Raw genomic sequence first — 11,095 nt, forward strand, 5'->3', positions numbered from 1 at the left:
CGGTCAAAGAATACGCAATCTGAATACACCAGAGATTGCGACATCGGCGAACCGGGCGTCGTCGACGATTCGGCACCGCGCGGCGTTCGCGACGGCCGCCCTTGCCTACAACGAGCCAGATGGAACTACGCCAACTCGAAGCCTTCGCGGCAGTCATGTCGACCGGCAGCATCACCGCGGCCGGGCGTCTGCTCGGGCGCTCGCAACCCGCCATCACCCGCATGATTCAGGAGCTCGAAGCCGAGATCGGCTATGCGCTGTTCACGCGCAGCGGCCCGCGCGTCACGCCGACCGAGCAAGGTTTCCTGTTGTTCGAAGACGTCGAGCACGTGCTCGCCGGCCTCCAGCAGATTCGCGCACGCGCCGACGAAATCGCCCGTGGACAGTCGCGTCCGCTGCACATCGCCGCGACCTCGGCGCTTGCGGCGGGTCTGGTGCCCGCCGCCCTCGCCCTGCCCGGACTCGCGCATGACAGTGCTCAGATCCAGATGCGGAGCACCTCGCCCGAACAGGTCGTGCACGCGGTGCTGACCGGCGCCGCCGACATCGGCGTGACGAGCCTGCCCCTGGAACATCGCGGCATCGTGGTGCACTGGATAGGGCAGTCGGCCTGCGTGGCCGCCGTGCGCAACGACGACCCGCTGGCGCGCCACGACCGCCTGCCGCTGGCCGAATGCGCCGGACGGCGCATCATCACGATGCAGAATCCCTACCGCCTGCGCCGCCGCCTGGACCAGGCGTTCTCTCTGGCCGGTGTGGCACCCGTCGGTCTCATCGAGACCAACGCGTCGATCAATGCCATGACGGCCGTGCGCGCGGGGCTCGGCATCGCGGTGCTCGAGCCGGTGACCGCCTACGGCCTGCCGCTCGCCGGCGTGGCCGTGCGTCCGATCGATGCCGATATCCCGTTCTTCTTCGGCGTCATCACACGCGATGCGCGCGAACCTTCGCCTGCCGCGCTCGCCTTCGTGCAGGCCCTGGCTGACGCCGCCCGAGCGCTGCTGCCCGATTTCGTGCAACACGCCGCCACCGAACACGCCCAAGTCCTGCAGTCGCTTTACGGCGATCTGCCCGCTCCCAAGGAAGCCTCGTCGTCATGACCTTGTCCCCGACATCCGCCACCGGCCTGCCCGCGCTCGAAGCGCGTCTGCGTCAGGACCTCGCCTGGCTCGAACTGCCCGCCAGGCGCTGGGTGCCCGAACGCATCTTCCACGGCCAGTCCGTGCTGGACGTGGCCATCATCGGTGGCGGCATGGCGGGTCTGGCGGCCGCGGCCTCGCTCACGCATCTCGGGGTAGGCGCCGTGATCTTCGACCAGTCGCCGCGAGGCTTCGAAGGCCCATGGGCGACCACCGCCCGCATGGAAACGCTACGCTCGCCCAAGCAACTCACCGGCCCTGCGCTCGGCCTGCCCGCGCTCACGTTCCGCGCCTGGTTCGAGGCCCAGTTCGGTCTCGACGCCTGGGAGGCGCTCGACAAGATCCCGCGCCTGCAATGGATGGATTACCTTCGCTGGTATCGCGACGTGCTCGACATCGACGTGCGTAATGAGCATCGCATCACGTCGGTCGCGCCGCGTGGCAGCGACGGCCTCGTCGCCCTGTCGGTCACGTCGGCCCAGGGCGACTCGACGGTTTACGCGCGCCATGTCGTGCTGGCAACCGGCCGCGACGGCCTGGGCGGCCCGAGCGTGCCCGGCTTCGCGCGTGACCTGCCGCGCCGCTTCTGGGCGCATTCGTCGGACGTGCTGGACTACGCGACGCTGCGCGGCAAGCGTGTCGGCGTGATCGGCGCCGGCGCATCGGCCATGGACAGCGCAGCCACCGCGCTCGAAGCCGGCGCGGCCAGTGTCGACATGCTCATTCGCCGCGCCGACATTCCGCGCGTCAACAAGGGCAAGGGGGCCGGCAACCCGGGCCTCACGCATGGTCACGTCAATCTGCCGGACGACTGGAAGTGGCGCATCCGTCACTACGTCAACGCGCAGCAGGTCCCGCCCCCGCGCGGCAGCACCTTGCGCGTCTCACGTCACGACAACGCGCGCTTCAACCTCGGCGCGCCGATTCTCGACGTCGCGCCGGTTGGCGACGCCCTGCACGTACGCACCGCCAAGGGCACCTTCGTGCTGGACTTCCTCGTGTTCGCCACGGGCTTTCGCATCGATATCGAAGGGCGTCCGGAATTCGCGCCGTTCGCCAGGTTCGTGCGCAAGTGGGGCGATCGCTATTCGCCCGCGCCAGGCGACGAAGACGCCGAACTGTTCGACTCGCCCGATCTCGGCCCAACGTTCGAGTTTCTGGAAAAGACGCCCGGCGCATGCCCGGGCCTCGAGCGCATCCACTGCTTCTGTGCGCCCGCGACACTCTCGCATGGCGCGGTCTCGGGCGACATCCCGGCCGTGAGCGAAGGCGCGAAGCGTCTGGCCCAGGGGCTGGCCGGCACCTTCTATCGGGAAGACGTCGCGTATCACTACGCCAACATGCAGGCGTATGCCGAGCCGGAGGTCTATGGTGACGAGTGGACCCCCGCGCCGCCGCCCGCGCCGCCGAGTGCGCCCGACAACGCCGCGAACGGCGAGGAGCGCATCGCATGACGGCGTGGATTCTGCGCCGCCTGCTCCAGGCGGTGTTCGTGGTGTGGGTGATGACGCTGATCGTCTTCATCGGTCTGCACGCGATCGGCAACCCGGTCGACATCCTGATCGGTCAGGACGTCGATCAGGTCGATCGCGCGCGCATCATCGCGCAACTGGGCCTCGACCAGCCGCTGTGGCGCCAGTACCTGTCGTTCCTCGGCGGCGCGCTGCATGGCGAGCTCGGCAACAGCTTCGTCTATAACGTGCCGGCCATCCAGCTGATTCTGCAACGCCTGCCCGCCACGCTGGAGCTCGCCTTCGCCGCCCTCATGCTCGCGGTGTGCATCGGGATTCCGCTCGGCCTGTTCGCCGGCCTTTATCCGCGCAACCCGATCTCGAAGCTGCTCATGACCGGCAGCATCGTGGGGTTTTCGCTGCCCACGTTCTGGGTCGGCCTCATGCTCATCATGTTTTTCTCGGTGCATCTGGGCGTGTTGCCCGCGAGCGGCCGGGGCGAGACGGTGAGCGTATTCGGTGTCGAGTGGTCGTTTCTCACGGCCGACGGGCTGCGTCACCTGATTTTGCCCGCGCTCAATCTGTCGCTGTTCAAGATTTCGCTCGTGCTGCGCCTCACCCGCGCCGGAGTGACCGAAGTGCTGCCGCAGGACTTCGTGAAATTCGCGCGCGCCAAGGGCCTGTCGCCGCTGCGCGTGGTGCTCGTGCACGTGCTGCGCAACACGCTGATTCCGCTGGTGACGGTGATCGGCCTGGAGTTCGGCTCGACGATCGCCTTCGCCGTGGTGACCGAAAGCGTGTTCGCCTGGCCCGGCGCGGGCAAGCTCATTCTCGACAGCATCAACTCGCTCGATCGCCCCGTGATCGTGGCGTATCTCATCGTCGTGGTGTGCCTGTTCGTGTCGCTCAATCTGATCGTGGACGTGCTCTACAAATGGCTCGATCCGCGAGTGCGCGTGGAGGCCTCCGCCTGATGTCGCTCAATCCGCAATCCCATGGCGCGCAAGGCGCACCTGCGCTGGCACCGGAATCCTTGCCGATGCGCCGCGAATCGCCCTGGCAGCAGGGTCTGCGCGAATTCCTTCGCTCCCGGAGCGCCGTGCTCGGCCTGGTGGTGCTCGTCGTGCTCATCGCGGCCGCGCTCGCCGCCCCGTGGATCACGCCGCAGAACCCCTACGACCTGATGCAACTCGACGTGATGGACGCGCGCCTTGCGCCGGCCACGGTCAACGGCCTGGGCACCTATACCTACTGGCTCGGCACCGACGGTCAGGGCCGAGACCTGCTCTCAGGCATCATTTACGGTCTGCGCATCAGCCTGGGCGTGGGCGTCGGCTCGGCGCTGATCGCGGGCATGCTCGGCACGGTCCTCGGGCTCGTGGCCGCCTACGCGGGCGGCCGTGTCGACGCCTTCATCATGCGTCTGGTCGATCTGCTGCTCTCGTTCCCGTCGATCCTCGTGGCGCTGATGATCCTCGCCTACGTGGGCAAGGGTATCGGCAACGTGGTGCTCACGCTCGTGGTGCTCGAATGGGCCTACTTCGCGCGCACCGCACGCGCCCAGGCGCTCGTGGAGTCGCGCCGCGAATACGTGGAGGCCGCGCGCTGCCAGGCGATTCCGGACTGGCGCATCGTGCTCGGGCATATCCTGCCGAACTGCCTGCCGCCGCTCATCGTGGTGGGTTCGCTGCAGGTCGCGCGCGCCATCACGCTCGAGGCCACGTTGTCGTTCCTCGGTCTGGGCGTGCCGATCACCGAGCCGTCGCTCGGCCTGCTCATCGCCAACGGCTACCAGACGATGCTCTCGGGCGAATACTGGATCAGTCTCTATCCCGGCCTCGCACTGCTCGTGACGGTCGTCGCCATCAATCTCGTGGGCGATCGCCTGCGCGACGTATTCAATCCAAGGTTGCAGAAATGAGCGGCGCCGTGTCTTCCCCGTCTTCCGCCGCGTCGTCCCCACTGACGCTCGAAGTGCGCAATCTGCGCACGCAGTTCGTCACGCGCGCGGGCACATTGCCCGCTGTCGACGACGTGTCGTTCTCGTTGACGCCGGGCCACATCATGGGCCTCGTGGGCGAGTCGGGCTCGGGCAAGTCGGTGACCGGCTTCTCGATCATGGGACTGGTCGACGCTCCGGGGCGCATCGTGGGTGGCGAAGTCCTGTTCCAGGGCCGCGACCTCACGAAAATGGCGCCCGCCGAGTTGCGTCACCTGCAAGGCAATCGCATCGCGATGATCTTCCAGGACCCCATGATGACGCTCAACCCGGTGCTGCGCGTCGACGCGCAAATGATCGAGGCCGTGCGCGCTCACCAGAAAGTATCGAAGGCGCAGGCACGCGAGCTCGCGCGAGACACGCTCGGCATGATGGGCATTCCGAGCCCCGACGAGCGTCTGCGCGCCTATCCCCACCAGCTCTCGGGTGGCATGCGCCAGCGGGTGGCGATCGCCATCGCCATGTTGCATCGCCCCGATCTGATCATCGCCGACGAACCGACCACGGCGCTGGACGTGACTATCCAGGCGCAGATTCTCTCCGAAGTCCAAAAGCTCGCGCGCCAGCACGGCACGGCGCTCATCTGGATCACGCACGATCTGTCGGTGGTCGCCGGGCTGGCCGATACGCTCGCCGTGATGTACGCGGGACGCATCGTCGAGCAGGGCGCGGTCGACGCCGTGCTCGACGCTCCGCAGCACCCCTACACCGCGGGCCTCATCGGCAGCCTGCCCAGCCTGAACAAACGCGGCCAGCGTTTGCGCCAGATTCCCGGCATGACGCCGAACCTCCTTGCCATGCCGGCCGGATGCGCCTTTGCGTCGCGATGCGCGCATTCGAGCGCGGCGTGCGCCGAGCGTCCCGAGATGACACAGATACTGCCGGGGCGTCTCGTACGCTGCTTCCATCCGGGCGCCGCGCTGCAAAAGGAGATGGTATGAGTACGCCGCTGCCGCAAAGTCAGACGACCAACGCCGGCTACGGCAACACGCCTCGCCCGAGCGCCACGCTGCCCGCGCCCATCGTGTCGCTGCACGGGGTGAGCAAACGCTTCGGCGAGCGCCGCGTCGGCCCCGTCGCGCGGGTGCTCGAGCGCGCCGGACTCGCGCATCCGCCGACTGTCGTGCGGGCCGTCGATCACGTCGACCTCATCGTGAAGCCGGGCGAAGTCGTCGGGCTCGTCGGGGAATCGGGCTGCGGCAAGTCCACGCTCGGACGCATGCTCGCGGGCCTGCTCAAGCCATCGTCGGGCGAAGTCCAGATTCACGGACGCGCGGCCGACTCGCTCTCCGAGCGCGAGCGACGCGACGCACGGCTGAAGATCCAGATGATCTTTCAGGATCCGTACGCCAGCCTGAACCCGCGACTGCGCGTGGACCGCATCGTCGGCGAGGGAGCCCTCGTGCACGGCCTCACCGATCGCGCGGGCTTCGACGACTACGTGAGCGCCCAGTTGCAGCGCGCTGGACTCGATCCCGCCATGCGCCATCGCTATGCGCATCAGTTCAGCGGCGGTCAGCGCCAGCGCATCGGCATCGCCCGGGCGCTGGCCGTGAACCCGGACCTGCTGGTGTGCGACGAGGCCGTTGCAGCCCTCGACGTCTCGATCCAGGCGCAAATCCTGAATCTGTTCATGGACCTGCGCGAACAGTTGAAGCTGACGTACGTCTTCATCAGCCACGACCTCGGCGTGGTCGAGCACCTGTCCGATCGCGTGGTGATCATGTATCTCGGGCGCGTGGTCGAAAGTGCGCCGGTCGAGGAGGTCTTCCGCCGACCGAATCACCCGTACACACAGGCGTTGCTCGCCGAAATTCCGCGCATCGACGTGCGTCACAAGACGTTTTCGGCCATTCGCGGCGAAATCCCGAGCCCGATCGCGCCGCCGGGCGGCTGTCATTTTCATCCGCGATGCCCGCACGCCATGCCGCGGTGCCGCACCGAGGTCCCGACGCTGCGTGGCGTGGCCATCAACCACGTCAGCGCCTGTCACCTGAACGACACCTGAAATTCCGGTGCGCGCACGTGTCGGTCGACATCGTCGCGCGTGCTTCCTCTGTCCCTCCTCCACGACCAGGATTGCCAATAATGAAACGCTTCTTGTTGCCCTCGCTGGCTGCCGCGCTGCTCGTCACGAGCGCTGCGGCTTCGGCCCAGTCTTCCCAGACGCTGCGCATCGCGTTCGCCGACCCGCTGTCGTCGCTCGATCCGCAACTGAACAATCACGCCGGTGACCGCTCGGTGGATCTGCATTTCTGGGATCTGCTCGTCGAGAACAAGTGGAACAAGCTGCAACCGGGGCTGGCGGTGTCGTGGAAGGCGCTCGACGCGAAGACGTGGGAGTTCAAGCTGCGCCCCAACGTGAAGTGGCACGACGGCCAGCCGTTTACCGCCGCCGACGTCATCTACTCGTACACGCGTGCGCGCAATGTGCCGGGCAGCGTGGCGACCTTCGCCGGCTACCTGCGTACCATCGACACAATGAGCGCGCCAGACCCGCTCACGCTCGTGGTGAAGACCAGGATTCCGAATCCGGATCTGCCGCTCAATCTGGCGTCGGTGCATATCGTGAGCAAGCATGTAGGCGAAAAATCCAACACCGACGACTACAACGCGGGACGCGCCATGATCGGCACCGGTCCGTTCAAGTATGTCTCGTACACGCCGGGCGACCGCGTGGAGATGGTGCGTAACGACAACTACTGGGCGGGCAAGTCGGAGTGGGAAAAAGTCGACTACCGCTACGTCAACAACGGCGCCGCGCGCACGGCGGCCCTGCTCGCGGGCGACGTCGACGTGATCGACAAGGTGTCGGCCTCCGACATCCCGCGCCTGAAGAAGTCGCCGAACGTGACCGTCTACCCGTACCCGGGCCTGCGCGTGATGCTGCTGCAACCGAGCTTCCGCGAAGGCAGCAACCCGTACATCACGGACAATGCCGGCAAGCCGCTCGCGAAGAACCCGCTGCTCGACGTGCGCGTGCGCCGCGCGCTCTCGCTCGCGATCAATCGCGATGCCATCGTCACGCGCATCATGCAGGGTACGGCGAGCGTGGCCAATCAGTGGATGCCGAAGGACACGTTCGGCTACAACCCCGAGGTGAAGGACATTCCGTTCGATGCCGCGCAGGCCAGGAAGCTGCTCGCTGAAGCCGGCTTCCCCGAGGGTTTCAAGCTGACCATGCACGTGCCGAACGACCGCTATCCGCAGGGCCCGGAAACGGCGCAGGCCGTGGCGCAGTTCTGGACGCGCATCGGTGTGAAGACGCAGGTGGAAGTGGTGCCGTGGGCCGTGTACTCGGGCCGCGCGAACAAGAATGAGTACGCCATGTCGATGCTCGCCTGGGGTAACGGAACCGGTGAAGCCAGCTACGCGCTCGTGAACGTGCTCGCCACCGTCGACGCCAAGAAAGGGCTCGGGGCATCGAACTGGGGTCACTACAGCAATCCGGCCGTGGACAAGGCGCTCGACACGTCGACCTCGGAATTCGACGAGGGCAAGCGCGAAGCGATTCTGCGCCAGTCGGTCAAGCTCGTATCGGACGACGTCGGCGTGATCCCGCTGTACCACTATCAAAACATCTGGGCCGCGCGCAAGGGCCTGAAGGTGACGCCGTTCACGAGCGATCGCACCGTCGCGATGCAAGTGACCAAGGTCGCCAAGTGAGCCGGTGCATCGCGTCATGACGTCATCGCTCATTCTCACGGCAACGCCGGCCGACGCACTGATCGATGTGCCCCGTCACCTCGTGGTGCGCGGTGCGGTGCCCGGGGCCCACGTCACGCTCACCGCGCGCACCGCGCGGGCGGGCGGCGTGGTCTGGCATGCTCAGGCGACCTTCGTGGCCGATGCCGACGGCGTCGTCGACGTCGCGCGCGACGCGCCGGTCGGCGGCAGCTATCATGGCGTGTCGCCAATGGGCCTCATCTGGTCGCAGGTGCCGGAAGACGGCAAGAGCCGCGAGGTGTTTCCCCAGCCGGTCGCAGCACCGCTCGTCACGACGGTGGTGGCGCATGCGGGCTCAGGCTCGGATGCCGATCGGGGGGCGACGCCGTCTGTCGGGTCGTCGTCCGTGTCATTCACGCAGCGGCTCGCCGCCGAGGGGGTGACCCGTCGCGAAGTGCGCGAAGATGGTCTGGTCGGCGCGCTCTACCTGCCCCCTGGCGACGGACCACACCCGGCCGTGATGGTCCTCAACGGGTCTGGTGGCGGCATCAACGAACCCCGCGCCGCGCTGTATGCGTCGCACGGTTACGCCGCGTTTGCGCTCGGCTACTTCAAGGCGCCGGGACTGCCCGACTACATCTCCAATACGCCGCTCGAGTATTTCGAAAAGGGCATGGCATGGCTGCGCCGCACGGTGCGTCCGGCGCACGACTTCGTCGCGCTCTCGGGGCAGTCGCGCGGTGGCGAGCTGGTGCTGCTGCTCGGTGCGACCTTCCCCGAGGCTGTCTCCGCCGTCATCGGCTACGTGCCGAGCGCCCTGATCCATAGCGCGCAGAATGCGTGCGATCCGGCCATCGGACGCGAAGGGCCGACCTGGCTGCTCGACGGCAAGCCGCTGCCGCACATCTGGGAGAACAATCGCGCGGCGTCGTGGGCGCCCTTCGACGAAGGACCACCGCCCCATCGCCACACGCGGGCCATGCTCACGGCGCTGGACGATCCGGCGGCGGTCGCGCGTGCCAGCATCCCGGTCGAGAGGATCCGGGGGCCGGTCATGCTGCTGTCGGCGCAGGATGACGGCTCATGGCCTTCGAGCCGGTATTCGCGCATGGTGACGCAGCGACTCTCGGCACATTCGCATCCGTACCCCGTCGAACATTTCGATTTCGAGAACGCCGGGCACGCCATCGTGTTCCCGTACGTGCCCACGACGCAACTCGTCTACGCGCACCCCGTGTCGGGCAAGATCAGCACCGGCGGCGGCGAGCCGGATGCGAATGCGCTTGCCGACGAGCGTTCGTGGACTGCCGTGCTGGCTTTCCTCGCGCAGGCCGTGGCCGCGCGTGCCCACTCAAAAGGACAATCATGACCGCCCCTACCTCATACGATCTCGCCAACGATCTGGTCGACCGCGTCGCCGGCCTGGCCCCCGGTTCCGCGACGCATACGTTGCGTCATGCGCGCGACAAGGTCGCCGTGGCCACGCAGGGCAGCTACGACGGATTGTTCGATCCCGCGCTCGAAGGCATTTCCGTGGTCGAGCGTCTGCTCGTTGCGTTGTATGCCACCCGACTGACGCCCGCACCCGCGCTCGTCGAGCACTATCGTGCCGAACTGGGCAAGCACTCGGTCGATGCCGCGCAGCTCGAGGCAGCGGCATCCGGACAGCCGGAGGATGTGGCCGAGCCGCGTCTGCGCGCAATGCTGGCGTTCACGCGCACGCTGATCGAGAACCCTGTCGAGGGCGACAAGGCCGCGTTGCTGAAGCTGCCGGCCGCTGGACTGAGCACGCCAGCCGTGGTCGCGCTGGCGCAGTTGATTGCGTTCCTGTCGTATCAGACGCGTCTCGTCGCGGGCCTTGAGGCCCTCAAACAACTCGCACCGCAGGAGGTGGCAGCATGAGCGACATCATCCGTTCTCACGGCTTCACCAACGAGTCGCTCGATTGGGACGCATGGCTCGATGTCGTCACGCTCGAGAACGCGACGCCGGAACAGGTCGCGGTACTCGAAGAGAGCCACCCCAAGGCGAAGACGTCGGATTACTACCTCTTTCTCGTGCATCAACCGGAAATCCTTCGTCAGCGCTCGGCCGCGTTCAACGCCATCATGTACGCACCAGGCGGCATGCCGCGCGCTGAACGCGAGCTGTCTACGACGGTCGTCTCGCGCATCAATGGGTGTGTGTATTGCGCGTCGGTGCATGCACAGCGTTTCGAGCAGTTGGCCAAGCGAAACGATGTGATTCATGAAGTGTTCGACGATCCACGTACGGCGGGGACGACCGAGCGGGAGAAAGCCATCGCGCAATTCTCGATTGCGTTGACGGAAAAGCCCGGCGACGTACGGCCCGAGCAATTGCAGGCGCTGCGTGACGTTGGTTTGACGGACGCGGAGATGCTTGACCTGATTCACTCCATTGCCATTTTCGCTTGGGCGAATCGCCTGATGCTGAATCTGGGTGAACCGGTATTCCCGGCGACCGAACCGGCGTGATCGAATCGACCGTTGGTTCCCGCGGGTTTGATCCCGACAAATGACCTCGGCCAGCGTCGGCAACCGATTGATCGCGAACGGTTACCGGCGTTTGCGGGATGTTGATAGGCCGTTCGGGTCATGAATTCCCAAAAGCGCCGATTTGAATATCGCTGACGCATTCCCGATATTGGCGGGCAACGAATATCCCACGCGAACCGGAACGCGCTGTTCAAACGAGCAGCGCGTTATCTATTGGTGCAAATGGGGTAGGTTGCAGTTTCGCAATCGTTGTCCAACCTCATGCGCCATGACATCGATCGGCTTTTTGCTTCGAATCTCCAGACACTGGCCACACAAATCGCG

At 66.4% G+C, this 11,095-nt stretch carries 8 protein-coding genes and 1 pseudogene; all 9 read left to right on the top strand.

Annotated features, from left to right (window positions below; all coding sequences use genetic code 11):
* Positions 1-119: 119 nt before the first annotated feature.
* The 9 genes and pseudogenes from W930_RS0115100 to W930_RS0115145 all read left to right on the top strand — a co-directional run bounded on the left by W930_RS0115100 (position 120) and on the right by W930_RS0115145 (position 10,750).
* Positions 120-1,100 (top strand): LysR family transcriptional regulator, encoded by a 981-nt coding sequence (locus W930_RS0115100; RefSeq protein WP_023871997.1) that lies wholly within the window; start codon positions 120-122, stop codon positions 1,098-1,100.
* The gene (locus tag W930_RS27605) at positions 1,097-2,593 is read left to right on the top strand and encodes an NAD(P)/FAD-dependent oxidoreductase (RefSeq protein ID WP_023871998.1); all 1,497 of its coding nucleotides are present in this window, start codon (positions 1,097-1,099) and stop codon (positions 2,591-2,593) included. The genes W930_RS0115100 and W930_RS27605 overlap by 4 nt, the downstream gene beginning before the upstream one ends.
* Positions 2,590-3,564 (top strand): ABC transporter permease, encoded by a 975-nt coding sequence (locus W930_RS0115110; RefSeq protein WP_023871999.1) that lies wholly within the window; start codon positions 2,590-2,592, stop codon positions 3,562-3,564. The genes W930_RS27605 and W930_RS0115110 overlap by 4 nt, the downstream gene beginning before the upstream one ends.
* A 65-nt stretch (positions 3,565-3,629) precedes the next feature.
* Positions 3,630-4,511 carry an ABC transporter permease gene (locus tag W930_RS0115115; protein WP_023872000.1) on the top strand — a complete coding sequence of 294 codons (882 nt, stop codon included), beginning with the start codon at positions 3,630-3,632 and terminating at the stop codon, positions 4,509-4,511.
* An 8-nt stretch (positions 4,512-4,519) separates the two neighbouring features.
* Positions 4,520-5,530, top strand: coding sequence for an ABC transporter ATP-binding protein (locus tag W930_RS0115120; RefSeq protein WP_023872001.1), 1,011 nt, complete (start codon positions 4,520-4,522; stop codon positions 5,528-5,530).
* Between the two features lie 68 nt (positions 5,531-5,598).
* Entirely contained in the window at positions 5,599-6,597 is a 999-nt protein-coding gene (locus W930_RS0115125; RefSeq protein ID WP_023872002.1) for an ABC transporter ATP-binding protein, read from the top strand.
* Positions 6,598-6,677: 80 nt separating this feature from the next.
* Positions 6,678-8,255: an ABC transporter substrate-binding protein gene (locus W930_RS0115130; protein ID WP_023594830.1), complete on the top strand. Its 1,578-nt coding sequence runs from the start codon at positions 6,678-6,680 to the stop codon at positions 8,253-8,255.
* Between the two features lie 16 nt (positions 8,256-8,271).
* Positions 8,272-10,157: pseudogene (locus W930_RS0115135) on the top strand (acyl-CoA thioester hydrolase/BAAT C-terminal domain-containing protein).
* Positions 10,154-10,750 carry a peroxidase-related enzyme gene (locus W930_RS0115145; RefSeq protein WP_023872005.1) on the top strand — a complete coding sequence of 199 codons (597 nt, stop codon included), beginning with the start codon at positions 10,154-10,156 and terminating at the stop codon, positions 10,748-10,750. The pseudogene W930_RS0115135 and the gene W930_RS0115145 overlap by 4 nt, the downstream one beginning before the upstream one ends.
* The last annotated feature ends 345 nt before the right edge of the window (positions 10,751-11,095 follow it).

Origin of the sequence: Pandoraea sp. E26, assembly GCF_000681415.1 — a bacterium.
GTDB classification, from domain to species: Bacteria; Pseudomonadota; Gammaproteobacteria; order Burkholderiales; family Burkholderiaceae; genus Pandoraea; species Pandoraea pnomenusa.

Excerpts from the sequence above, each read along its gene's own strand:
- W930_RS0115110 (WP_023871999.1), top strand. The coding sequence starts at position 2,590 with ATGACGGCGTGGATTCTGCGCCGCCTGCTCCAGGCGGTGTTCGTGGTG.
- W930_RS0115100 (WP_023871997.1), top strand. The coding sequence starts at position 120 with ATGGAACTACGCCAACTCGAAGCCTTCGCGGCAGTCATGTCGACCGGC.
- W930_RS0115130 (WP_023594830.1), top strand. The coding sequence starts at position 6,678 with ATGAAACGCTTCTTGTTGCCCTCGCTGGCTGCCGCGCTGCTCGTCACG.
- W930_RS0115145 (WP_023872005.1), top strand. The coding sequence starts at position 10,154 with ATGAGCGACATCATCCGTTCTCACGGCTTCACCAACGAGTCGCTCGAT.
- W930_RS27605 (WP_023871998.1), top strand. The coding sequence starts at position 1,097 with ATGACCTTGTCCCCGACATCCGCCACCGGCCTGCCCGCGCTCGAAGCG.
- W930_RS0115115 (WP_023872000.1), top strand. The coding sequence starts at position 3,630 with ATGCGCCGCGAATCGCCCTGGCAGCAGGGTCTGCGCGAATTCCTTCGC.